This is a genomic window from Kitasatospora sp. NPDC059722, assembly GCF_042733235.1.
GTDB lineage: Bacteria > Actinomycetota > Actinomycetes > Streptomycetales > Streptomycetaceae > Kitasatospora.
This window is the reverse complement of record NZ_JBHWGD010000060.1, coordinates 21,078-45,225: the sequence shown is the minus strand read 5'-3', so window position 1 is coordinate 45,225 and position 24,148 is coordinate 21,078. Positions and strand designations below refer to the sequence as shown.

Annotated in this window: 20 protein-coding genes; 4 read left to right on the top strand and 16 right to left on the bottom strand. The window is 72.5% G+C overall.

What is annotated here, in order from left to right; all coding sequences use genetic code 11:
• Positions 1-50: 50 nt before the first annotated feature.
• The 3 genes from ACFV4F_RS30695 to ACFV4F_RS30685 all read right to left on the bottom strand — a co-directional run bounded on the left by ACFV4F_RS30695 (position 51) and on the right by ACFV4F_RS30685 (position 3,835).
• Positions 51-2,150: a SpoIIE family protein phosphatase gene (locus tag ACFV4F_RS30695; RefSeq protein ID WP_380507299.1), complete on the bottom strand. Its 2,100-nt coding sequence runs from the start codon at positions 2,148-2,150 to the stop codon at positions 51-53.
• A gap of 123 nt (positions 2,151-2,273) precedes the next feature.
• Positions 2,274-2,882: a TetR family transcriptional regulator gene (locus ACFV4F_RS30690; protein WP_380507296.1), complete on the bottom strand. Its 609-nt coding sequence runs from the start codon at positions 2,880-2,882 to the stop codon at positions 2,274-2,276.
• 155 nt (positions 2,883-3,037) lie between these two features.
• Entirely contained in the window at positions 3,038-3,835 is a 798-nt protein-coding gene (locus tag ACFV4F_RS30685) for an AraC family transcriptional regulator (RefSeq protein ID WP_380507293.1), read from the bottom strand.
• Positions 3,836-3,908: 73 nt separating this feature from the next.
• On the opposite strand from ACFV4F_RS30685, the gene ACFV4F_RS30680 reads away from it, so the two are divergent.
• Positions 3,909-5,126: an MFS transporter gene (locus ACFV4F_RS30680; RefSeq protein ID WP_380507290.1), complete on the top strand. Its 1,218-nt coding sequence runs from the start codon at positions 3,909-3,911 to the stop codon at positions 5,124-5,126.
• Between the two features lie 66 nt (positions 5,127-5,192).
• Here the strand turns inward: ACFV4F_RS30680 and ACFV4F_RS30675 are convergent, their stop codons facing one another.
• From ACFV4F_RS30675 to ACFV4F_RS30650, 6 genes are all read right to left on the bottom strand, one after another.
• Entirely contained in the window at positions 5,193-6,125 is a 933-nt protein-coding gene (locus ACFV4F_RS30675) for a hypothetical protein (RefSeq protein WP_380507287.1), read from the bottom strand.
• Between the two features lie 382 nt (positions 6,126-6,507).
• Positions 6,508-7,464, bottom strand: a complete 957-nt coding sequence (locus ACFV4F_RS30670) for an L-tyrosine/L-tryptophan isonitrile synthase family protein (RefSeq protein WP_380507285.1) — start codon at positions 7,462-7,464, stop codon at positions 6,508-6,510.
• A gap of 114 nt (positions 7,465-7,578) precedes the next feature.
• Entirely contained in the window at positions 7,579-8,850 is a 1,272-nt protein-coding gene (locus ACFV4F_RS30665; RefSeq protein WP_380507282.1) for a cytochrome P450, read from the bottom strand.
• A 56-nt stretch (positions 8,851-8,906) separates the two neighbouring features.
• Positions 8,907-10,739 carry an asparagine synthase (glutamine-hydrolyzing) gene (gene asnB, locus ACFV4F_RS30660; protein ID WP_380507279.1) on the bottom strand — a complete coding sequence of 611 codons (1,833 nt, stop codon included), beginning with the start codon at positions 10,737-10,739 and terminating at the stop codon, positions 8,907-8,909.
• 45 nt (positions 10,740-10,784) lie between these two features.
• Positions 10,785-12,155 (bottom strand): MFS transporter, encoded by a 1,371-nt coding sequence (locus ACFV4F_RS30655; protein ID WP_380507276.1) that lies wholly within the window; start codon positions 12,153-12,155, stop codon positions 10,785-10,787.
• Positions 12,156-12,581: 426 nt separating this feature from the next.
• On the bottom strand, positions 12,582-13,415 hold the full coding sequence (locus ACFV4F_RS30650) for a helix-turn-helix transcriptional regulator (protein ID WP_380507273.1): 834 nt from the start codon (positions 13,413-13,415) through the stop codon (positions 12,582-12,584).
• Positions 13,416-13,532: 117 nt separating this feature from the next.
• On the opposite strand from ACFV4F_RS30650, the gene ACFV4F_RS30645 reads away from it, so the two are divergent.
• Positions 13,533-14,597, top strand: coding sequence for an aldo/keto reductase (locus ACFV4F_RS30645; RefSeq protein ID WP_380507271.1), 1,065 nt, complete (start codon positions 13,533-13,535; stop codon positions 14,595-14,597).
• Between the two features lie 32 nt (positions 14,598-14,629).
• On the opposite strand, the gene ACFV4F_RS30640 is transcribed toward ACFV4F_RS30645, so the two are convergent.
• Positions 14,630-15,007 carry a winged helix-turn-helix transcriptional regulator gene (locus tag ACFV4F_RS30640; RefSeq protein WP_380507268.1) on the bottom strand — a complete coding sequence of 126 codons (378 nt, stop codon included), beginning with the start codon at positions 15,005-15,007 and terminating at the stop codon, positions 14,630-14,632.
• A 50-nt stretch (positions 15,008-15,057) separates the two neighbouring features.
• On the opposite strand from ACFV4F_RS30640, the gene ACFV4F_RS30635 reads away from it, so the two are divergent.
• Both ACFV4F_RS30635 and ACFV4F_RS30630 read left to right on the top strand, forming a co-directional pair.
• The gene (locus ACFV4F_RS30635) at positions 15,058-15,246 is read left to right on the top strand and encodes a hypothetical protein (protein WP_380440784.1); all 189 of its coding nucleotides are present in this window, start codon (positions 15,058-15,060) and stop codon (positions 15,244-15,246) included.
• 275 nt (positions 15,247-15,521) lie between these two features.
• Positions 15,522-19,631, top strand: a complete 4,110-nt coding sequence (locus tag ACFV4F_RS30630; RefSeq protein WP_380507265.1) for an AAA family ATPase — start codon at positions 15,522-15,524, stop codon at positions 19,629-19,631.
• Between the two features lie 170 nt (positions 19,632-19,801).
• On the opposite strand, the gene ACFV4F_RS30625 is transcribed toward ACFV4F_RS30630, so the two are convergent.
• From ACFV4F_RS30625 to ACFV4F_RS30600, 6 genes are all read right to left on the bottom strand, one after another.
• The gene (locus ACFV4F_RS30625) at positions 19,802-20,161 is read right to left on the bottom strand and encodes a hypothetical protein (RefSeq protein WP_380440788.1); all 360 of its coding nucleotides are present in this window, start codon (positions 20,159-20,161) and stop codon (positions 19,802-19,804) included.
• Positions 20,162-20,313: 152 nt separating this feature from the next.
• On the bottom strand, positions 20,314-21,552 hold the full coding sequence (locus ACFV4F_RS30620) for a GTP-binding protein (RefSeq protein ID WP_380507262.1): 1,239 nt from the start codon (positions 21,550-21,552) through the stop codon (positions 20,314-20,316).
• Positions 21,549-21,782: a 30S ribosomal protein S18 gene (gene rpsR, locus ACFV4F_RS30615; RefSeq protein WP_380507320.1), complete on the bottom strand. Its 234-nt coding sequence runs from the start codon at positions 21,780-21,782 to the stop codon at positions 21,549-21,551. The genes ACFV4F_RS30620 and rpsR overlap by 4 nt, the downstream gene beginning before the upstream one ends.
• Positions 21,783-21,929: 147 nt before the next feature.
• Positions 21,930-22,235, bottom strand: a complete 306-nt coding sequence (gene rpsN / locus ACFV4F_RS30610) for a 30S ribosomal protein S14 (RefSeq protein WP_380507260.1) — start codon at positions 22,233-22,235, stop codon at positions 21,930-21,932.
• Positions 22,235-22,471: a 50S ribosomal protein L28 gene (gene rpmB, locus ACFV4F_RS30605; protein ID WP_380440794.1), complete on the bottom strand. Its 237-nt coding sequence runs from the start codon at positions 22,469-22,471 to the stop codon at positions 22,235-22,237. The genes rpsN and rpmB overlap by 1 nt, the downstream gene beginning before the upstream one ends.
• Before the next feature lie 695 nt (positions 22,472-23,166).
• The coding region (locus ACFV4F_RS30600) for a short-chain fatty acyl-CoA regulator family protein (RefSeq protein ID WP_380507257.1) at positions 23,167-24,148 on the bottom strand (982 nt) is incomplete at its 5' end.

Genomic DNA, 24,148 nt, shown 5'->3' with positions numbered 1-24,148 from the left:
CGGACGAACGGCCGGCCGCGCCGACGGACGAACGGCCCGCGAGGCCGGGGTCAGCCGGCCCCGCCCGCGATCGGCTGTTCGGCCCAGATCGTCTTGCCGCGCCGGCCGTAGCGGCAGCCCCAACGGGTGCTGAGCTGGGCGATCAGGAACAGCCCCCGACCGCCCTCGTCGGTGTTGCGGGCTCTGCGCAGCCTGGGCTGGGTGTTGCTCGGGTCGGTGACCTCGCAGAGCAGCACCCGGTCGCGGATCAGGCGCAGCCCGATCGGGGCGCCGCCGTACCGGACGGCGTTGGTGACCAGCTCGCTGACGATGAGCTCGGTGGTGAAGGCCAGCTCCTCCAGCCCCCAGGCCGCGAGTCGCCGGGCGACGGCCTCGCGGGCGTCGCCGACCGCGGCCGGATCCGCCGGGAACTCCCAGTGCGCGGTGGCCCCCTCCGGGACGGCCCGGGTGCGGGCCAGCAGCAGCGCGATGTCGTCGCGGCGCGGGTGGGTGCCGAGTTCCGCGAGCAGGGCGTGCCCGGTCTCGGTGAGGCTCCGCCCCGGTCCGCAGAGTCCGGGGAGGAGATCCGCCAGCCGCCGCAGTCCGGCGTCGGCGTCGTGGTCGTCGCCTTCGAGCAGGCCGTCCGTGCACAGGACGAGGACGCTCCCGGGCGCCAGGTCGATCGTGGTGGCCTCGTAGGGCGCGCCGCCCACCGCCAGCGGCGGGCCGGGGACGACCGCCACCACGTGCGCGGTGCCGTCGGGGCGCACCACGACGGGCGGCGGGTGCCCCGCGCTGACGAACGTGCACCGGCAGGCGACCGGGTCGTAGACGGCGTACAGGCAGGTGGCGCCGACGGCGTCCTGGGTCCCGGGCGGCGCCTCCTCGGCGAGGCGCTGGACCAGGTCCTCGACGTGGGTGAAGAGGTCCTCGGGGTCCAGTTCCAGGTCGGCGAGGGTGCGGATCGCGGTGCGCAGCCGGCCCATGGTGGCGGCGGCGTGCAGGCCGTGGCCGATCACGTCGCCGACGACCAGGGCGACCCGGAGCGACGGCAGCGGGATCACGTCGTACCAGTCGCCGCCGATCTCGGCCCCGCCGCCGGCCGGGCGGTAGATCCCGGTGGTCTCGGTCGCCGCGGTGTCGGTGGTCTCCGGCGGGAGCAGTCGCCGCTGGAGCGCGACGGCCGCGCGGTGCTCGCGGGTGTAGCGGCGAGCGTTGTCGATGGCGAGCGCACCCCGTGAGGCGATCTCCCGCAGCACGCCGGCCTCCCGTGCGGTGAACGCCTCGGGGTCGTCCACCCGCCAGACGGACAGGCTGCCGAGCATCAGGCCGCGGGCGAGCAGCGGGGCCACGACCGTCGAGCTCCCGCCCTCGGGGAGGAGCAGTCCGGTCAGCCGCTCGTCGCCGCCGAGCAGGGCGGCGGCCTCGTCCCGGCCGAGGATCACCGCCCCGTCGCGGCGCACCCTGGTGACGACGTCGCGGTCGACGTACGGGAGGGCGGGGATCGCGTCGCCCAGCTGGACGTGCCCGGCCGGCCAGGTCCCGTCGGCCGAGGCGACGGCGACCTTGCGCATGTGCGGGTCGCCGCCGCCGATCCAGCGCGGTGGCTCGTCGCCGGCCAGCACGGCGTCGGCCAGGTCGACCGAGGCGAGCTGGCCGAGGGCGGGGACCACGACGTCGGCCAGTTCCTGCGCGGTGCGCTCCACGTCGAGCGATCCTCCGACGCGCAGGGCGGCCTGGTGGAGCACGTCGAGGTGCCGGAGGGTCCGCTGTTGTTCGACGGCCGCGTCGGCCTCCGTGGCGGCCGTGCGTGCGTCGGCCTCCGCGCGTTGGGCGCCCGGCCGCGCGGGGTGTGCCAGGACGAGGACGTCGGACGAGCCCTCCAGGGGCATCGTCCGGAAGGCGACGTCGACCGTGTGCCCGGAACGGTGCCGCAGGAGCGCCCGGCCGGCCGTCGGGACCGCGCCGGATGCGGCACGGGACGGCTTTTCCGGATCACGCGCGAGTAGGTCCCGGACGGGATGGCCGCAGACCTCGTCGGCCTCGCGCCCCACCAGTTCCGCCGCCGCCGCGGACCACCGCGTCACGGTGCCCCGGTCGTCGAGGACCGCGGCGGCGAGGGCATCGAAGGGGAAGGACCGGTCGTCGGCGGAACCGCTGGGAACGTCCATCTCGCTCCTCGTCGGTGGAAACACCCGTCCCAGAAGGACCATCCCATTATCGGCGCCCGGGCCCGGACCGGCCGTACGACGGCGGCCGCCCGCCGCCCGCCTCCCGCCTCCCGCCGCCCGCTGTCAGACGTCGGGCTTGCCCGCTCCCAGCGAGTCGAGCAGGACGTCGCGCAGCCGGGCGATGTCGTCGGCCATGTCGATCGACGGATCCAGCAGCCACTGGATCTGGAGCCCGTCGGTCGCGGCCAGCAGGATCCGGGCCGCCCAGTCGGCGTCCGCCGTACCGGCCAGACTGGGGGGCGCGGTGGCCGGACGGCCCGCGCCGAGGGCGCGGACGATGCGCTCGTTGAGCACGCGGTAGCGTTCGGTGAAGAACTCGTGGGCGGGGTGCTCCGGTTCGGCGGCGGCCGCCGCCAGGTCGACGAAGAGCTTGACCAGTCCGGGCGTCCGCGCCGCCTCCGCCACCATGTCGGCCCGCCAGAGCGCGTCCTCGTGCCCGAACTCCTCGGCCGCGGCGGCGTCGCGGGCTTCGAGCACGGCGGTGAGGAGGGCCTCCCGGCCGCCGAAGTGGTGCAGGACGCCCGCGTCCGTCAGACCGACCCGCTCGGCGATGTCCCTGACCGACACCCCCCGGCTGCCGGCCTCGGCGTAGGCGGCCAGCGCGGCGTCGAGGATCATCTTCCGCTTGGCGGCGGTCTTGGCGTAGGGGCCGCGGGGTTTGCGCGTACTCACCGCAGCACTCTAGCCCCGGCCTGCGACGAAAACCTCGCGCTACTGACTTTTCACGCTGGTCGTGGCGCCAGGGCACGGGCCGTGGTCACGGCCGTGGTCGCCCTTGGCGCACTCCCGTGCGTCGCCGGTGCCGGACATCGGGGGGCCTCACCGCCTCACTCGCGAACTCCCGATTCGCCCGCGCCACGGTAGAACGCACTCGGAGCCCGGCCGACGGCGCGGCGGAACATCGCGGTGAACGCACTCGGTGTCGCGTAGCCGAGCTCGGCGGAAACGCTCGTGACCGGAGCATCCCGCGCCAGCAGGGTCAGGGCGTGGACGAGTTTCGCCTGACGGACCCAGTGGGCGAGGGTCATCCCTGTCGCGGCGGAGAACCGGCGATGCAGGCTCCGCGTGCTGAGGTGGGCGCAGGCCGCCGCCGATTCGGCCGTCCAGCGGGCGCCCGGGTTCTCTCGGATCGCGGAGCACAGGCGGACGAGGGCGGGGTCGGCCGGGGCGGGGAGGTGCAGGGCCGGGACGGGTTCCGGTTCGAGTTCGAGCAGCAGCAGGTCCATCAGCTTGCCTTCGCGCCCGTCGACCTCGTAGTCGATCGGCAGCCGGGTCGCCTCTTCGACGAGCTCGCGCAGGAGGGGGGACACCGAGACGACCAGCGGGCCGGTGAGCAGGCTCGGCGCCGCCGACGGCTCGATGTAGAGGGTCCGCATGCGCACGGCACCCGTGCAGGTCATCGCGTGGGTCACTCCGGCCGGGACCCAGACCGCACGCGTCGCGGGAACCACCCAGATCCCTTGGTCGGTGGTGACGGTGACGGCCCCGCTGGTGCCGTAGATCAGCTGTGCCCGGCGGTGGCTGTGCGGGGGGATGTGGTGCCCGTCCGGGAGGTCGCGGGCCATGGCCGCCACGGGCCTGGGGACGAGCTGGTAGTCGTCGCGGTCCTCGCTCTTGCCGCGCATTGGCACACTCTCGACAGTAGACGGCACATCGGCGACAGCTTGCCATGTCCCGCCCTCCCTAGCGTGTCCTCACGTGATCGAATCCGACAATCGACGGCACCGTGGCAAGCGTCCCGCTCAGCGGCGGCTGACCGCCTTGCTGGCCACCACCAGCGCGGTGACGGGGGCGAACGTCTACCTCTGCCAGCCGCTGCTAGGGGACGCGGCCGGATCGCTGCACGTCTCCGCCGGGGCGCTCGGCGCACTGCCCACCGTCACACAGGCGGGGTTCGCCGCGGGGATCGCGCTGATCGTCCCGGCCGGTGACGGTGTCGACCGGCGCCGGCTGATACTCGGTCTGTGCGCGGCCTCCTCGCTCGTTCTCGCCGCCTGCGCCGTCGCACCGACGGCCTTCTGGCTGGTGGCCTGCGGCCTGGTCCTCGGCGTGCTGTCCCCGGTCCCCCAACTCGTGGCGCCGGTGGCCGTCGCGCTGGCCGGCGGGGACCGGATCGGCCGGACGCTGGGAGTCGTCCAGGGCGGACTGCTCGTCGGAGTGCTGGCGTCCCGCGCCTATTCGGGCGTCCTCGCCTCGGCGGCCGGGTGGCGCGCGGTCTTCTGGTGTTCGTGCGGGGCGACCGCGCTGCTGTCACTCGCCCTCCGGCGGGCCCTGCCCGCTCTGCCGCCCGCCGGACCCGTGGCCTACCGGAACGCGCTGTCGTCCGTTCCGAAGGTGTTCGCCGCCGACCCGCTCGTCCGCCGGGTCACGCTCTCAGGCGCGCTGGTCGGGATCTCCTTCGGCGCGTTCTGGACTCCGCTGACGTTCCTCCTGGAGGAGCGCTACCGCTACGGTTCCGCCGCGGTGGGCCTGTTCGGTCTGGTGGCCGCGGCGAGCGCCCTGGTGTCCCCCCTCGCCGGGCGTCTGGCCGACCGTCTGGGCCCGCGTCGCGCCCAGACGGTCGTGATCGGGACGGTCCTGGCCGGTTGGGCCGTCCTCCTGCCCGGCGGGACGAACCTCGGCCGGCTGATCGCCGGCGTGACGCTGCTCGACATCGGGACGTGGAGCAACCAGGTGGGCTGCCAGCGGATCCTGTTCGCGCTGCGGCCCGCCATGCGCAGCCGGCTGAACGCGTGCTACTTCACCCTCCGGTTCCTCGGCATCGCCGTCGGCTCCTTCGCCGGCACCCTGGCGTGGCGGTACGGCGGGTGGGGCGCGGTGGCCGCCGTCGGCGCCACCGCCTGCGCTTCAGCCCTGCTGCTGACCGTCGGCCGCCCGCCCCGGCCCCTCACGAACCACAGCCCAGCAGCTTCATGATCGAGGCCCTCGTGTCCTCCGTGAGGGCTGGGATCGCGCCGGTCCCACCATCCGCAGGCACCGTGGTCAGTGCTGTGGATGACCGGGGTTCAGGAGCGGTTCCACGTAGTTCGGCGTCACGCCGGGGTCGGTGTGGACGATGTCGGTATAGCGTCCGGTCTCCTTCCCCCACTGGTAGTGACCGCTCATCCAGTCCTCGTAGACGCCCAGGACGCGGCGGATGCGGTCCTGATGATCGGCGGGGAGGCGGGAGGCTTCCAGGATGTGTTCCATCTGGCGGCGCCCCTGGACGTACCAGGCCGTGCGCGCGTCGGTCATGTCCCGCGCCCGGGCAGCGGCCTCGGGCAGGCTGCAGCCCACGCCGGCCTGGATCACCAGCACCACGTTGTGCACGTCGCGGCGGGCGAGTTCCTTGGGCAGCGAGCGCAGATCGTTCTGCCAGCAGATGATGTCGCACGCCGCCAGCTCCAGGTCCTGGAACTCGCGCGAGTGGTAGAGATCCGGTGGCACCGCGTGGTGGACGAGGGCTTCGGCGAGGTCGTAGACGATGTGCATCGCCCCGGAGTCACGGCGGTGGACCAGGTACTCGAAGATGGTCGGAACCTCGTGCCGGGCCCGGCGCTCGGCCTCCCCCTGGTAGGAGTCGAGGAAGTCACGGGTGTGCTTGTACAGGCGCTCCGACCACGCCGCCGGCATGCCGACGCAGGTCCGCTCCAACAGGTCCGCCAGCGCACGCGCGACAGGCGGCAGGTGCCCGGGCTCGGCGACGTTTCCGCCGAGGACGTCGTCGAAGGGACGCATCGCCTCACGCCACCGACTCGGGAGACGACCGAGAGGGCCTTCGTCTCCCTGGTCGTCGATCATGAACATCCAGGTCTTCCAGTCGGCACCGAGCAGGAGCTCCTCCACGCCGACCCGGGCGTAGACGTAGGCCGCGAGCCGCCCCGACCGAAGCCGGTCGAACCGGGCCGACGCCGCATCCGAGGAGAGCAGTCCCATCCGCCTGGCCCACGCAAGGGTCGAAGCCTGGGCCTGATCGGCGTGCGGATGCACTCTCAGGGGGAACGGGACCGCCAGTTCCGGCACGGCGAAGTCGCCCGGGCCCGCTGACGCCATGAGATCACCTCGTCTCCCATCGGTGGGGAGGACCTCGTAGCCGGGTCGACCGTCAGTCACTTCCCGCTTGGGTGGCCCTGTCCCCCACCCGGCCATGCCGAACTTCTACCCGGACGACGAGATCTCTACTGCACGATGTGGGGAACCGGGTACCGGTGCGCCGGTCACAGGAGGAAGACGGCCGCGCCCTCCGCGGCGCTCGTCCGCGCGCAGGATCGCCGAACCGCCCCCTCGCTCCCCATCGGGGCGAGGGGGCGGTCGTGCGTCAGCCGGCGAGCGGGCAGAGCTCCTCGAAGTGGCTCGGCCTGCCGTCGCGCAGCACCAGAGTGCCGTGCTGCTCGGCGTCGGCGCGGCGCATCAACTGCCAGGTGCCGTCAGCGCGGTGGAGGACGGTGGAGTGCCAGGGGGTGGTCCAGGCGTCGGGGGCGTCGAGCAGGCGGATGCCGAACTTGGCGGCGCCGCGCGGCTGGGGGTGGATGGACAGGCGGACGGTGCGGGGGTGGTGCTCGGCGATGAGGTCTCCCCACGCGCGGCTGCGCTGGATGACGCCGTAGGCGCGGTGCCGGCACTCGCGCTGGAGGGCGGACCTGGTGCCGGTGAAGTCCACGGTGTCCTCGGTGAGGAAGCGGGTGATGCCCCGGTAGATCGCGAGGGTGTGCTCGTCGCGCCGCACTTCGGCGCGCAGTTCCTCCACGGTGGGCGCGTACGCGGCGTGCACCCGGGCGCGCTTCTCGTCGTACGGCAGGTCGCCGAGCACGTCGCGCAGGTCGAAGACGGACAGCCGGGTCAGGCCCTCGCGGCGGATCAGGGCGGCGAGTTCGTCGGAGTAGGCGTCGATGTGCGGGTCCGGCACCCGGATCAGGTCGCCGAAGATGTGCCCGTCGGAGCAGATCTCCATCCGGGCGCCCGGCTCGTACACCTCGCCGACCGCCCGGCAGAGGTCGTCGAGGAAGGTGAGCGACAGGCGTTCGCCCTCGTCGGGGAGGTGGCCGAGGACCTTCGCGGGGCTGGGCGACTTGCAGGGGAAGCCCGGCAGGGTGAAGACGATCCGCTCCCCCGCCTCGACGAACTCGGCCAGCTGCCGGAGCTGTTCGGGGAAGTCGTCGACGGCGACCGGGGTCGCGGTGTCGGTGGCGCGGCGGTGGGGCAGCAGCAGTTCCAGGACGGCGGCGCAGGTCTGCCGGACGGGTCTGGACGTACCCGTGATGGACTCGGTGGGCATGCGACTCCTCCATGGGGGCATGTCGGGATGGCGGCCCGGCGCCGCTTGTCTCGGCAGGAGGCGGGTGCCGGGCCGCCCTGGTCGGGCGGGATGGGTCGGGCGGGATGGGTCAGGTCAGGTGCGCTTGTCGTAGGCGACCGGGAGGTGGTTGACCCCACGGGCGAGCACGGCCGGGATCCAGGCGAGGTCGTCGAGGGAACCGGCGGGCCGCAGGCCGGGCAGGCGGGCGAGCAGGGTGGCGATGGCCACCTGGAGTTCGGCGCGGGCGAGGGCGGCCCCGGGGCAGAAGTGGATGCCGTGGCCGAAGGCGAGGTGTGCGTTCGGGGTGCGTTCCAGGTCGAGCACGTCGGCGTCCGGGAACTGCGCCCCGTCCCGGTTGGCCGCGCACAGCGAGACGATGACGGAGTCGCCCGCCGGGACGCGGGTGCCGTGCAGGTCGCTGTCCTCGGCGAAGAACCGCCAGGTGGTGAGCTCGAACGCGCTGTCGTGGCGCAGGAGTTCCTCGATCGCCCGGGGCATCAGGGCGGGGTCGTCACGCAGCCGGTCCAGCTGGTCGGGGTGGCGCAGCAGGGTGATCAGCATGGTGGTGATCTGGTTGGTGACGGGCTCCTGGCCGGCGACCAGGAGCTGGAAGATCATCGAGTCGAGTTCCTCCCGGGTGAGCTCCCTGCGGTCCTTGGCGATGACGAGCCGCGAGAGCAGGTCGTCGTCCCAGTGCTCGCGCTTGTGGGCGACGACCTCGGCGATGTACGTCTGCAGGCCGAGCAGCCGGGCCTCGTAGGCGGGCCGGCCCGGGTCCTGCGGGCCGACCGGCTGGACGACCTTGCCCCAGTCCCGGTCGAAGCGGGCGGCCAGCTCGGCCGGGAGGCCGATGACCTCCGCCAGGACCCGGAACGGGTAGTGCGCGGCGAAGCCCTGCACCAGGTCGGCGCCGCCCTCGGCGGGCAGTTCGTCCACGAGGGCGTCGGCGAGCTCCTGGAAGCGCGGGCGCAGCGACTCCACCCGTCGTGGCGCGAAGGCGTCCAGGACAAGGCGGCGCATCCGGGTGTGCTCCGGCGGGTCCTGGTGGAGCAGGTGTGCCTGGAGCTGGGAGTGCTGGGGCTCGGGCATGATCGAGGCGAGGGCGCGCCAGTTGTCGTTGCCGAGGTCGTGGTTCTTGCCGAGGCGGGGGTCGTTGAGCGCCTGGTGGGCGGCGTCGTAGCCGGTGACCAGCCAGGCGGCGATGCCCGAGGGGAAGCGGACCCGGTGGACGGGCCCGGCGTCGCGCATCCGGCGGTAGAGGTCGTAGGGGTCGGTCTTGTAGGCGGAGCCGTACAGCGGGATCGGTTCGCCGTCGGCGGCGCCGGTGACGGGGCAGCGGCCCTCGGGACGGTCGGGGGTGGTCATGCCGGGTTCCTTCGGGGTTGTGCGGAGATTGTGCGGTGGCGGTGGCGGTGGCGGGGTCACAGGGCCAGGGCGGGGCGGTGGTGGTCGAGCCACAGGGCGAGGTCGACGACGCGTTCCAGGCGGAGCCGGTGGCCCCATTGGAGTTCCTCGGCGGGGGTGTCGAGGGCGGTCTTGATGACCGTCTCGTCGGCGATGTCCCGTACGTGCGGCGCGTCCAGCGCCTCGCGGGCCAGGTGCTGGAGGCCGCGGTTGTACTCGGCGTGGTGGGTGGCCGGGTAGTGGTTCTTCGGACGCCAGAGGACCGAGTCGGGGGCGATGCCCCGGCCGACGTCGCGCAGCAGGCTCTTCTCGCGGCCGTCGTGGTTCTTCATCGCCCAGGGGGCGTTGAAGGCGTACTCGACGAGCCGGTGGTCGCAGTAGGGCACCCGGACCTCCAGGCCCTGGACCATCGAGAGGCGGTCCTTGCGGTGCAGCAGCTGGCGCAGCCAACGGGTCAGCGAGAGGTGCTGGAGTTCGCGCTGCCGGTGCTCCGCGGGCGTCTCGTCGTCGAGGTGCGGGACCGCGGCGAGCGCGCTGCGGTAGGTGTCGGCGCGGAACTCGGGGATGCGCAGCCGGGCGGCGAGCTCGGGGTTGAGCGGCATGGCGGCGGCGTCGCCGGTGACGAGCAGCCAGGGGAAGGCCTGGGCGGCGAGCGCCTCGGGGTTGTGGAACCACGGGTAGCCGCCGAAGACCTCGTCGGCGGCCTCGCCGGACAGGGCGACCGTGGAGTGCCGGCGGATCTCGCCGAACAGCAGGTAGAGCGAGGTGTCCATGTCGCCGACGCCGATCGGCGAGTCGCGGGCGACGACGACGGCCCGGCGGTGGTCGGGGTCGAGCAGGGTGCGCGGGTCGAGGATCACGGTGGAGTGGTCGGTGCCGATGAAGGCGCCGGCCTCGGTGGCGAAGGGCGTGTCGTGGCCGGTGCGCAGGACGTCGCCGGTGAACTGCTCGGCCTGGTCGCTGTAGTCGACGGCGTAGGAGCGGAGCCTGGCCTGCGGGCCTTCCCTGAGCCGGAGTTCGTCGGCGACGAGGGCGGTGACGACGGTGGAGTCCAGGCCGCCGGAGAGCAGGCTGCACAGCGGAACGTCGGCTTCCAGCTGCGACCTGGCGGCGCGGTCGACGAGCTCGCGGACCCGCTCCTTGGTGGTCTCCGGGTCGTCGGTGTGCGGGTTTGCGGCCAGGTCCCAGTAGCGGCGCTCGCGGATGCCGTCGCGGTCGAGGACGAGCAGCCCGCCCGGGTGGACCTCGCGGATGCCGGCCCAGACGGTGGGGCCGGTGTTGAACAACAGGCTGTAGGCCTCGCGCAGGCCGTCGGCGTCCACGGTGGGGGTGAGCTCGGGGTGGGCGAACAGGGCCTTGGGCTCGGAGCCGAAGGCCAGGCCGCCGTCGACCGCCGCCCAGAAGAGCGGCTTGACGCCGAGCCGGTCGCGGACGAGCAGCAGGCGCTCGCGCCGCTCGTCCCAGATGGCGAAGGCGTACATGCCCTCCAGGTGGTCGACCAGGGCGTCGCCCCACTCCAGGTAGGCGCGGAGCACCACTTCGGTGTCGCTGCGCGTCTCGAACCGGTGGCCGCTGCTTCTGAGCCGCTCGCGCAGCTCGTGGTGGTTGTAGACCTCGCCGCTGTAGGTGAGCACCACGTGCGGCTGCTCGGGGCAGTCGGCCATGGGCTGGGCACCGCCCTCGATGTCGATCACGGCGAGCCTGCGGTGGCCGAGCGCGGCGTGGGCGCCGGTCCAGACGCCCCCGGCGTCGGGCCCGCGCAGGGCCATGGTCGCGGTCATCGCCTCGATGACGGGGGTGCTGCGCCGGAGGTCCTGGTGGAAGGACGCCCAGCCGGTGATTCCGCACATGCGTGTGCTCCAGGGGTGGAAACGTGACGGGGAGGTGACGCGGGCTCAGACCGCTTGCGTGTGGGTCGCGCGGCCGTGCCGCGCCAGCAGCGGGACGGCGAGGCACGCGCAGGCCGCGGCGAGACCGAGGCCGAGGTGCAGGCCGCCCGTCCCGGAGCCGCCGAGGCTCCACGTGGCGGTGGCGAGGGCCGGGCCGAGGGTGAAGCCGAGGCTGCGGGCGAGTTGGACGGTCGAGGCGGCGGTGGCCGTCGTCGCCGGGGTGGCCGAGGTCATGACCATCGCCTGGGTCGGGCCGCCGTACAGGCCCATGCCGGCTCCGGCGAGGGCGAGGCGCCAGGCGATGTCCGGCAGGCTCCAGGTGTCGCCCAGCGGAACGAGGAGCAGGAAGCCGAGCGCGGTGAGCGTGGCCCCGGCGGTCGCGGTCGGCCGGGCGCCGAAGCGGTCCGCCAGCCGTCCGCCGAAGGGCCCGCCGATCCCCATGGCGAGCGGGAAGCACAGGATGGTCAGGCCGGTGGCGGTGGCGCTGGCGGCCTCGTCCCGTTGCAGGTGCAGGGCGAGCAGGTAGTGCATGACGGCGAAGGCCAGGGCGATGGCCAGCACCGCGGTGTTCAGGCCCGCCGTCCGGTTCGCCCGCAGCACGGACCTGACGGGCTGTCCGCCCGCGCGCCGCAGCCACAGCGCGGTCAGCGGTACGGCCGGGGCCGCGAGCAGCAGCCAGGCCGGGGCGTCCGCCGTGAAGGTGAGCCCGAGGAGGACCGCGCACACGGCGCCGCCGATGAGCGCCGCGTCGGTGAACTCCGCCCGGCCGGGCTTGACCAGGGCACCGCTCCGGGGCACGTGGCGGCGGGCGAGGAGCCAGGCTCCCAGGCAGACGGGCAGCTTGACGAGGAAGATCGCCCGCCAGCCCAGGTGGTCGAGCAGCAGCCCGCCCAGGGCCGGGCCCGTGACCGCGCCGAGCGGCCCCAGGGTCGCCGGCACGCTCATCGCCCGGCCGCGCAGTTCGGGCCGCACCGACCGCATCGCCAGCACCGGCATCAGCACGAACAGCACCGCGCCGAAGGCTCCTTGGACGACCCGGGCCGCGATCAGCGCCCCGGCCCAGGGCGCCGCGGCGGTAGCGGCGCTGCCCAGGGCGAACCCGGTGACGGCGGTGAGCAGCGCGGAGCGGGTCCCGACCGCGTCCAGCCAGCGTCCGGCCGGCAGGAGCAGCGCCACCAAGGGGAGTTGGTACCCCAGGACGGCCCACTGGGCGGTCTGCGCGGATATGTGGAAGCCCTTGCCGATGTCCGCGAGCGCGATGTTGACGATGTTCATGTCGAGCATCGCCACGAACGACAGCATCCCGGCGACCGCGACCAGGCTCCAGCGGTCCGTGCCGGCGGGCGGCGCCGCCGCCTGGCCCGTCGTCGCGCTCACGCCGTACACCCCTTGCCGGCGGATCCCGGCCGATCCGACCAGCGCCTCATGGGCCGCATGCTCCGTCCTCCTCCTGTGCCGGGCGCCGTCGGCGACGACACCCGGCCCATGAGTCGGACCGGAACCCCGAGAAGTTCCGAACACCTGCATGATTCTTCGCCGGACCGGCGAGCCGCCCCTGAGCTGCCGGTCCTATGTTCTGAATAGTTCAGCTGTCCCGGCGGATCCGGAACACTTGCGTCGCACCAGGAAACGTGATGCCCTCGGCGGGCGCGAGCCGGATCGCCCGACGCACGACCCTGCGCCGACCACGGTCCTCGGTGACATGGTGTGCGATGCCCGGCTCGGCCGGTCCGTCATCCCGACATGCTCTCGGCCCGGATCTCACCGATGGACTCCGAGGCGCACCGGAATGAGGGTTCGACGTCACCGTGAGCACAACCGGTTCAATGCCGACCGGCTCTCATCGTCCACGGCGCGGCAGATCATCAACCGCTGGTCCGGATCTTGGAGTGGCATCAGCACTTCGAAGTTCACGGCGATCACACCTGCGTCCGGATGTCGCATCACCTTGAGTCCGCGGCCGTTGACGTTCACGTCCCGCTCGGCCCACAACCGCGCGAATTCCTGGTTACTTGTGGTGCATTCGGTGATGAGGTCGGTCAACGCCTGGTCCTCCGGGTGCGCGGCCCACGCTGCGCGCAGGTGGGCGATTCCCTCCCGCACGACGCGCTCGCAGTCGACATAGAGCTCGCGTATTTCCGGGTGCACCAGGCACAGCCACATGGCATTGCGTTGCGACGGCGGCAGGGTGTCGAAATCCAGCAGCAGCCTCGCCATTTCGCCGTTCCAGGCCAGGATGTCGTAGCGGTGGTTCATCAGCATGGCCGGCAACGGCGACAGGTCGGCGACCAGCCGGGCCAGCGGGGGTGCTGCAGTGGTGGCGGGCTTGTCGGCGTTGCGGGGGCGCTGCTGGGCCAGGTTGAAGAGGTAGGCGCGTTCGTCGGGGGCCAGGCGCAGCGCCCGGGCCAACGCCTCCACCACGTTCGCCGAGGGCCGCAGTCCCCGGGCCTGTTCCAGCCGCGCGATGTAGTCGATGCTGACCCCGGCCAGTTCGGCGACCTCTTCACGACGCAGTCCCGGGGCCCGCCGGGCCTGCTGACGCGACGGCAGGCCGAAGTCCTTCGGATCCAGGCGCTCGCGCCGGGTCCGCAGGAACGCGGCCAGCTCCTTGGTCGTGTCCACGGTGCGGGTCATCATGTCCGCTCCAACAGCCAGGGTAGGACTGGTGTTCCCAGGAACTTCTCTCCCTTATCCCCGGCTCGCGACGGTCACAGACTTGTTCCCGGCAACGGATGACAAGCACAGGAGGACACGATGTCGCTCACCCTCGACACCTACCGGCTGCTGGGCCGCTCCGGGCTGCGGGTCTCACCGCTGGCGCTGGGCGCAGCGACCTTCGGCACCGAGTGGGGCTGGGGCGCCGAGCAGGACGAGGCCCGAAAGCTGTTCGACCTCTACGTCGAGCGCGGCGGCAACTTCTTCGACACCGCCAGCACCTACACCAATGGCAGCTCCGAGCGCCTGCTGGGTGAATTCACCCGCGACAACCGCGAAAGCCTGGTGCTGGCAACGAAATACACCACGCTGCGCCGGCCCGGCGACCCGAATTCCGGGGGCCCTCACCGCAAGAGCCTGTTCGCGTCGGTGGAAGCCAGTCTGCGACAGCTGAATACGGATTACATCGATCTGCTCTACCTGCACGTGTGGGATTTCACGACACCGGTCGAGGAGATCCTGCGTGGCATGGACGATCTGGTCCGGCAGGGCAAGGTCTTGTACGTGGCGATCTCCAACGCCCCGGCCTGGCAGGTGTCGCGCATGCAGGCGATCGCCGACCTGCGCGGCTGGTCGCCGCTGGTCGCCCTGCAGATCGAATACAACCTGATCGAGCGCACCGGGGAACGTGACCTGATCCCGATGGCACGCGAGATGGGGTTGGGCGTGGTGCCGTACTCGCCACTGGCCGGCGGGGTGCTCACCGGCAAGTACAGCCGCGACGACCTGACCACGACGAACACCGCGGTCGACGACGGCACCCGTAAGAACTTCAATATCGCCAACGGCGGGCTCACCGAACACGACTTGGACATCGCTGATGTCGTGAAGGAGGTCGCCGCGGAGCTGGGCCGCACAACCGCCCAGGTCGGGCTGGCCTGGACCCTGCAGAACCCGGATGTGACGGCATCGCTCATCGGCGCCCGCACTCTCGCGCAGCTGGAGGACAATCTGGGTGCCCTGGAGGTCGACTTCACGGCCTCCCAGCTGGCCCGCCTCGACGAGGCCAGCGCGATCGAACTCGGCTACCCGCACGACCTGCTCGCCGGCGACAGGATGCGCACGGCGACCCACGGCGACCTGTTGGTCGAAACCCGCCGCTGATACCCGATCGAGCCCCGGGGCCCGACCCGGGCCTACGACGCGACCGGCTCGGCGCGGTAGGCGTGGTCGATGTTGTCCTCGACCCAGGAGCGCAGCGCGTTGAGCGGGATCGCGGCGCTGCGGCCGAGCGGGGTGAGGGAGTACTCGACGTGCAGCGGGACGGCGGGGTAGACGGTCCGGTCGAGGATGCCGAAGTCCTCCAGGCGGCGCAGTGTCTGGGTGAGGACCTTCGGGCTGACGCCCTGGAGCTTCCGCTGGAGTTCGCCGAAGCGCTGGGGGCCGTCTTCGAGGGCCCCGATGGCGAGCGCCGACCACTTGTTGGCCAGCAAGTCGAGCAGGGCGCGGCAGGGGCACTGGGCGGCGTAGACATCGTGGTGCACGTGCTGGCCGCTGGGGCAGGTGGTCGCCATGCTCACTCTTCCTCATCAGGTCACTTCCCAATGGGAAGTATTAGACCTTGATGGTAACCATACCCGCGGGGATAGCGTCGTCGACGTCGGAGGAGGGCCCGTCAACAGCCCTCCACGCGGCGGTCTACGGCCACGACCGCTGGAAGAACGAGATCGGTCCCGTGGTCTACGGCCTGCTGATCCCCGAGAAGTCCGTCGTCACCCGTGTGACCCCCACACCTGCCTCACCGCTGCGGTAACAACGCACTTCTCGGTGCCCACGCCGCGTACGGCGCGAAGCACAGGTGGTCGGCGGTGACCGTCCTGCAGAGCACGCCGACGTCCCGTCCAAGGCAACCCCCGCGCGAGCGGGGACTTCAGGGTTCCGGAGCCCCCACGGCGCGCAGGCTCCGGAACCCTACGCTTCCACAACGAATGTGGCATTCCGCACCCGACGTACGTGCACGCTCTGGTAGGCAAGTGGCGGCTGCAGGCGGGCGGCCGCGCAGTGCGACGCCCGCGGGAGGGGAAGCACATGAGCACGTCATCGAGGTCGGCCGTCATCACCACCGAACAGCGGGCGGTCGACCGCGCGTACGCCTGTTACGAAGCCAAGCTCGCCGAACTGTCCGGCGACGCGACGGCCCGGGCGGCAGCCAGCGGGAAGGACGGCATCGCGGCCCGGGCGGAGTCCTCGGCCAGGGCGGAGGTGTTCCGTCTGGAGGGCGAGAACCTCGTCACGATGCGGGTGGACACCCGGTCGGACGAGTCGGGCGAGCCGGAGGTCTTCTACGTCGGGCGGCGGACGGTGCACGACGCCGAGACCCGCGACACCGTCGTCATCTCCTGGACCAACGCGCTCGCCACCGCGTGGCGCCTGGCCACGCCGGACGCCCCCGGAGAGGTCCGCTTGCGGCGGCGTCTGGACTGCGACCAGCGGACGGTCCGGGACTACCGCGACGAGATTGCTCCGCCGGTCCCGGCCTCCGTCGGCCCGGGCACGGATGTGCCGTCCCCCGGAGACGTGTTCGGCCCCGTCTCCGGGGCCCGGCAAACGGTGGTGGACGACCTGCTCCTCCGGGACCTCGACCGCGCCCGCCGCAGCCGCATGCGCGACATCGTCGAAACCATCCAGCCCGACCAGATGGCGCTGGTGGCCGGCCCGTCCACGGGTGTCCTGGTCGTCCAGGGCGGTCCGGGCACCGGGAAGTCGGCCGTCGGCCTCCACCGGGTCACCTGGCTCGTCGACAACAAGCGCTTCCAGGCGCAGGACATCCTGGTGGTCGGACCGCACCGGAGGTTCCTGGAGTACGTCGGCCGGGTCCTGCCCACCCTGGGCACGCGCAACGTCACCGCCGTCGAGCTCTCCTTCCTCTGGGAGGGGAGCGTGCGAGCCGAGGACACCCCGTCCGTGCGCCGCATCAAGTCGGACGAACGCATGGCCGAAGTGCTGCGGCGCCGGGTCGAGGGCAACTGCCGGCCGGCCGCCGTCGACGCCGCCGTCACCCCCGCCGCGGACGAGCACGGCGAGCCGATGTTCACCATCGTCCTGGGCAGCGCACCCCTGAGGGTGCCGGCGTCCGAGGTCCGCCGCGTCTTCGAGGCCGCCCGCACCGGACCGGGCCACTACCGGGCCCGCCGGGACCGCTTCCGCGACGTGCTGGTCGACCTCCTGCTGGCCGCGCTGCGGCAGGGTTTCCCCCAGCGTGCTCGTGACCGGACCGTTCGGCAGAGCATCGAGCGCCATCGCCAGGTGGCCGCGCTCGTCGAACGCGCGTGGCCTCCCCTCAGCCCGGAGGAGGCCCTGCGAAGCCTGCTGAACTCGCCCGGCAGGCTCAACGAGTACGCCGCCGAGGTGTTCGACGCGGCCGAGCAGGCACTGCTGACGCGCCCGGCCGCCGAACGTGCCGAGGACGAGCCGTGGACCCTGGACGACCTGGTGTGCCTCGAAGAGCTACGGACCCTCATCTCGGGCGAGACGCCCCAGCGTTACCCGCACATCGTCGTGGACGAGGCCCAGGACCTGACTCCCATGCAGGCCAGGTCGCTGCGCCGCCGCAATCCGAAGGGGTCGATGACGGTCCTCGGCGACCTCGCGCAGGCCACCGGACCGCACGACTACCCGAGTTGGGAGCGGCTCGGCCGGGTCCTGGCGGGTGAGGGCGGCTGGCACCTCGAAGAGCTCACCACCAGCTACCGGGTGCCGGCCCAGATCATGGAGTTCGTCGCGCCACTCGCCCGGGCGGTGGCCCCGTCCGTTCCCTTCCCGGCCGCGGTGAAGGAAGCGGACGGCGAGCCGGTGCGGATCGTGGAGACGACGCCTTGGCAGCTCCTCGCCGAGGCGGTCGGGCACGCGGCACGGCTGGCCGGATCGGACGGTCACACCCAGCGCTCGATCGCCCTGGTCGTCCCCGACGACTCGGACTGGCTCCAGCAGGTCCGGCTCCTGGTCGACTCGACGGAGGCGATGACCGACGAGGTGCGGGAGGCGGTGACCGTCCTGACCGCCGGCGAGGCGAAGGGCATGGAGTTCGACCACGTCCTCGTCCTGGAGCCGGCGACCATCACCGCCCGCGGGGCCGAGGGCCCGCGGCAGCTGTACGTGGCCCTGACCCGGAGCACACAGACGCTGACGGTGCTGCACACCTCGCCCTTGCCTGCGGTCATGCTGCCCGCCGTCGGCCCGTCGCCCTCCGCCGGACCGGACGATCCCGCACCGGACGGCCCCGCACCGGACGATCCCGCACCGCAGCCGCCATCCGGCCCGGCGCAGGATCGCGTCTGCTCACGCTTCCACCTGGACGGGGAACGCTGCGAGCTGCCCACGCAGAACGCCGACGGCTGGTGCCGTGACAGCTCGTGCGGCGGCTTCCGGACGAGCTCGGTGCCGGAGCGCCCGACGCCTCGCAACCTGCCCAGGGTGCCCGCCGACGCCGACCTCGGGACGGGGCTGGAGGCGTCGGAGGCCTTCCTCGGCAGGCTCCGGGTGACCAGGGCCGCCGTCCGGGCCTTCGTGACCGCGCACGGCGGCAGTGACCAGGAGGCCGAAGCCGAGATCCGTGGCGTGATCGCCACGTTCCTGACCGACGGGCGCCAGGCGCAGCAGACGGACGGCTACCGCCTCGTCGACCTCCATGGCTACCGGTTCGTCCTGAGCCACGACGGGACGGCCCTGACCGGCTACCGGAGCGTGCACGGCGAGCGGAGCCCCGCGCAGTACCTGGCCGGGGTCCCGTCCCGGTACCGGGTCTCCGGGCCCGCCGTCGCCGACCGCGGCCCGGCGCTCCAGGACACGGCCGCGGTACGCGCCCTGACGGTCGAGCAGATCCAGGTGAGCGCCGAGGCCCGGGCCGCGTACGCCGACCTCGCCTCGGACCGGTCGGATCAGTCGGACGCCTTCCTGGGCCGGCTCCGCAGCGCGCTGGCGACGGACCTGTCCGGCGGCCACGTCGAGACCCAGCCGCGGGGCAATCACCTCGTCCTCGGTTCGTCGCGCACCTGGAACCTCTCGCCGGACGGCAGTTCGGTGCTCTTCGTCCGCAGGCCCACCCCGTTGGACGCGGAGATCCTGGCGGCCACCGGCCTGGAAGCGGCGGACGAACTCACACCCGGTACCGAACTGCGGGTACGCGCCCTCGCCCACGGTGACCAGCTCCACTGGAGGGTCACCCCCGTACCCGAGGACCGGAAGCGGCGGTACATCCTGAAGCTGAGGCCCACCGATCGGGCGCCCGAGGCCGGGCAGGAGCTGGACGTCTGGGTCGTGCAACGCCGCTCCGGCGTGTACGTCGTGTCGGCGAACGACTTCGGGCGCCACGAGATCTCCGGGCGCGCGACCGAGCGGTACAGGAGCGCGCTGGCGGTCCTCACCGCCATCGGTGAGGACGACCTCCCGGCCGAACTCCCCCAGACCGGCCTGCTGGGACTCGACGCTCTGGTCGGCGGCTGCCTCCGCCGCGACCAGGCCGACTGGCTCTCCGTCTGGCGGCTCCTGGGATCGCCGTCCTCCGCCGACCTGACGGTGCTGCGGGACCTCTCCCGCGGCCTTCCGGAGGCCGTGCGGTCCGCGGACGCAACCGAGTTGGCGCGGCTCGGCGAGGTCCTGCGGAGCAGCGGCTGGCGGGACCGGACGGTCGCAGCCCTGGCGAAGCTCACAGGCGAGAGGTCTGCTGAGGAGTCCGCCGAGGTGGCCGCAGAGGTGTCCGCCGTGGCCGCGCCGGCCGGCGTCCTGACGGCCGAGCTCGCGGCCGCGGCCGAGGCCGACCGGACGTGCCACCAGCACGAGGCGGTGCGCCACCGGCTCATGGCCGACCTCTTCGCGGCGGGCCACAAGCCGCGGGACTCGTCGATCGTCGACGTCGTCCGGCCCGGAGAGCGGGGTCCGATCGTCTGCGAGGTCCTTCCCGCCGGCCACACCTCGTACCACGCCGTGCGGGCCGGCGCCGTCCGGGTCCGCGAGATCGGGCAGGTGACCGACGAGACCCCCGAGCGGCTGCACGTCGTCCTCACGTCGCCGCCCGACGAGCCGTGGATCCCCGACCTCGTGGAGCGGGTCCTCGACGTCTCCGTCCTCTGGCCCTCGGCCACCGGCTGGCAGGGCCCGGGAAGCTCCTCCGCGACCGGCACCGAACAACGGGGCCGCTGACCGTCCGACACGTGTGCCCGGCGGCGGGGTTCCACCGTCGGGCACACGTCCGGGGCACCGAGTTGCGCGAACCGGGGGCACACGTTCATGTGCCCGCTACAGCACCAGGGTCACTTGGCGAACGCGGTGTTGCTGTTGTACGCAACGGTGGCCCGAACGACGACTGCCCGTCAGTACGAAGCGCTGGTGGCGCACCGGCCGAGGTCGGTGTTACACACGATGACGTACGAGGTGATTCCGGAGTCCTGGAGTTGGTAGGTGTAGTGCTCATCGCCCCGGACGTTGCTGTAGGCGCTGGACCAGTTGCCGTTCGACTGCTGGAGGTTCACCGTGCAGTAGTTGCCCATGGTGGAGATCACGTAGCCCTGCACCCAGTCGTGCCCGTTGTAGTACTGATCGATCATGCCCCCGGCACAGCCGGGGACGTTGGCGGTGAAGGTGGCGTCGGCGGACGCCACCCCAGTGCTCAGACCCAGGCTGCCTGCTGCGACGGCAGTCACGGCGGCGAGGCGGACAGCAGCGGTGCGCAACCCAATCATCTTTTCCCCCTGTGGAGTTGACGGCTGGTTACTGCGACGACCCATGCTGCCATCGAACCCCCCTGAAGGCACGTCTCCCGTACAAATCCGCACACCCCTCGGAGTCGCCGATCAGGGCGGTGCAGCGGCTCCGGCGCTTTGTCCTAGGTGTGGGAGTGGTCGTGGTCCTGCTGGAGCTCGTATTCGTCCCACACCGGGAACGGGTCATCGAACGACGTCCAGACCTGCGGCCCGGCCGCGTGCTCGGCGTCGTCCAACAGGCAGTGGGCGAGTGCGGCGCGCAGCTCGTCCTTGCGCAGACCGGTGCCGATGAAGACCAGCTCCTGGCCGCTGTGCACCTGCTCGTCGCCGAGGCCGGTCAGCGCCGTGGCATCGGTCAGAGTGGCCAGGTTCGACGTCAGGCTCATGGTCGGGCGCATGCCGGAGGGTTCGAAACGGGCGACCGAGCCCGCCTGGGACCACAGGCCGGTGACGGCCGGTCGGGAGGCGAGCCAGAAGAAGCCCTTCGAGCGCAGGACGGTGCCGAACTCCCCCGCGTCGAGCCGTCGGCTCACCAACTCCCAGAGCCGGCCGGGATGGAAGGGCCGCTCGGCGCGGAAGACCAGGCTGGTGATGCCGTACTCCTCGGTCTCCGGCACGTGGTCACCGTTGAGCTCGGCCACCCAGCCCGGGGCCTCCTGGGCCTTGCTCAGGTCGAAGAGCCCGGCGCCCAGGAGTTCGGCGGGCGGGACCCGACCGCCGGTCGCGCGGACGATCCGGGCCGCGGGGTTGAGGCGGCTGAGCGCGGCGGCGAGCCGGTCGGCCTCCTCGGCCGTGACGAGGTCGGTCTTGTTCAGGACCAACACGTCGGCGAATTCGACCTGGTCCATCAGCAGGTCGCTGACGGTGCGTTCGTCGTCCTCGTACTGATCGAGGCCACGGGCCGTCAGCTCGTCGCCGCCGCGCAGTTCGGGCAGGAAGTTCGCGGCGTCGACCACGGTGACCATGGTGTCCAGACGGGCGACCTCCCCGAGGGTGGCGCCGTCGTCGCGGGCGAAGGCGAAGGTGGCCGCGACGGGCATCGGCTCGGAGATGCCGCTGGACTCGATCAGCAGGTAGTCGAAGCGCCCCGCCCGGGCGAGCCGGTCGACCTCCTCCAGCAGGTCGTCGCGCAGGGTGCAGCAGATGCAGCCGTTGGTCATCTCGACCAGGCGCTCCTCGGTCCGGGAGAGCGCGCCACCACCCTCGCGGACCAGCGCGGCGTCGATGTTGATCTCGCTCATGTCGTTGACGATGACCGCGACTCGCAGGCCGTCCCGGTTGTTCAGCAGGTGGTTGAGCAGCGTGGTCTTTCCCGCGCCAAGGAACCCGGACAGCACGGTGACGGGGAGGCGCCCGTTCACCGGCCGACTCGCACTGCGCCGGTGCCGTCGGGCAGCAGGGCCATCTCGCGAGCGTTCCTGATCGCGCGAGCCGTCGCGCGCTGCTGCCGAGCGGTCATCCGGGTGATGCGGCGGGCGCGGACGCGGCCGCGGTCGGAGATGAACTTCCGAAGCAGGTCCGCGTCCTTGTCGTCGATGTACGTGACGGGAGGATTGGGGCCCGTCCTGCGGTCCCGGCGGGCGGGGGCGATCTTGATCACGGCTTCCCTGGTTCTGGTGAGAGTTGCGTACGCGTGAGGCGACGACGGGATCGAGGGTTCTCCTCGGGGTCGCACCCCGGTGCCGCGCGGGCCGGGAGAGTCCGCGTGGCCCGGGGCACGACCGGTTCACGAGGTGTGCTACCAACTGGCCTTGCGCACACCGGGCAGGAACCCGGCGTGGGCCTGCCGGCGCACCCCGATGCGGGAGAGCCCGAAGGCCCGCAGGTAGCCGCGCGGGCGGCCGTCGACCGCGTCGCGGTTGCGGACCCGGGTGGCGCTGGCGTCGCGCGGCTGGCGCTGCAACTCGGCCTGCGCGGCGAGGCGGTCCTCGGGCGAGGTCGCCGGGGAGGCGATCAGTCGCTTGAGCCCGGCGCGGCGCTCGGCGTACCGGGCGACGATCACGCGGCGCCGCTCGTTCTTGGCGATCTTGCTGCGCTTGGCCATCAGACCTTCCCTCCCCGGGCGCGCACGACGGCGACGGCCTTCTCGATGCCGAGCTTGTCGACGGTCTTGATGCCCTTGGCGCTGAGCGTCAGGCGGACGAACCGGCCCTCGCTCGGCAGCCAGTAGCGCTTGGTCTGGATGTTGGGGTCGAAGCGGCGCCGGGTGCGGCGGTGCGAGTGGGAGATGGCGTTGCCGAACCCGGGCTTGCGGCCCGTGAGTTGGCAGTGGGCGGACATGGCGACTCCGTGCCGGTGTGGACAGCGGCGGCAGGCGGGGGCGACCCGTGGGAATGCCGCCGCTGCCGCGAATGGTGAGCCGACACTAGCACTAGATGAAAACGAAAACCATTACGTTATGGTGGGGCCCACGCCCGGGGCCCACACCCGGCCCGACACACCTTCCAGCGCCGCTACGGCCTCACCGCCCCCAAGCCCGGCACCTGGCTGCCCGAACAGGACGACACGGCATGGCGGACGGCCTCGGCCGAGCGGCGCACGTTCGCCGCGCTGTTCTGGCACCCCTACTACGGCGAGCGCCGCTGCGAACTGACCTTCACCGGCATCGACCTCGACGTCCCTTCGCTCCACGAGCGGCTGAACGACTGCCTGCTCACCGACGCCGAACTCGCCCTCGGCATGGAGCACTGGCAGCTGTCCGACGACCCCTTCGCCGCAGCCCTCGACACCGACCCGCCATCGCCCTGACCTCCGACGATCACGACGCCCGGCCGGATCACGTCCGACAACCCTGGCTGTCGGCCTCTGGAGTCATGCCCTGCCCGCCCGACCCGACCAGGAACGGGTCGGTGTCGGCGGCGACCACCCGCGCCCCGGCAGGCGGCCGGGGAGCCGGACGGCAAGCGAACCGGAACCGCAGCCGAGGTCGAGGCCGAGGTCGAGGTCGACCACTCACGGCCGCGGGTTCCTCCCGGTCACCTGCTCCCCTCGACCGGGTACGGCACCCGGGTGCGCCGGTCCGGGTCCACGGCCAGTCGCTCGCCTGCCGGTGGGCGAGCCCGCTGGACGCAGTCCGTCCGCTCGCAGATCCGGCAGCCCAAGCCGATCGGGGTCGCGGCGCGGGGGTCGTCGAGCACGATGCCGTCCGCGTAGACGAGGCGGTGGGCGTGGCGCAGCTCGCAGCCGAGGGCGACCGCGAACTCGGCGCGGGGCGCGCGGTGGCCGTGCCCGCCGTGGGAGACCGTCCGGGCGATCCAGAAGTACCGCTTCCCGTCCGGCATCTCGGCGACCTGGGTCAGGATCCGACCGGGGGCGGAGAAGGCCTCGTAGACCGTCCAGAGCGGGCACGTGCCGCCCAGGCGGGAGAAGTGGAAGTCGGTGGCGGACTGCCGCTTGGAGATGTTGCCCGCGCGGTCGGCGCGCAGGAAGGAGAACGGCACGCCGCGCCGGCCGGTGCGCTGGAGCGTGCTCAGCCGGTGGCAGACCGTCTCGAAGCCGACGCCGAAGCGGGCGCCCAGCAGGTCCGGGTCGTAGCGCAGTTCCTCGGCGGCGGCGTGGACGGCGGAGTACGGCATCAGTACGGCGCCCGCGAAGTAGTTGGCGAGCCCGATCCGGACCAGCCGATCGGCCTGCGGCGAGGCGAGGCCTGCCCCGGCGACCAGGGCGTCGAGCAGGTCACGCTGTTCCAACAGTGCAAGCTGGGTGGCGAGTTGAAAGGCTCGCTGTCCTTCGGTGAGCCACGGCGAGAGCACGAGCAGGCCGGTGGCCGGGTCGAAGCGCCGTAGGTCCGCACCGGGACCGCGCCCGGTGTCGGCCACCCGCACGCCGTGGCGAACGGTCAGGCGCGCGGCCCCCGCGGCGGGCGCGCGGGGGGCGGGGGGCGGGGCGGGCCGGGAGGGCCAATCCCCGGCCCCGGTGTGGGGGGCGGCGGTGGGGGTGTGGTGGGGGGCGAAGAAT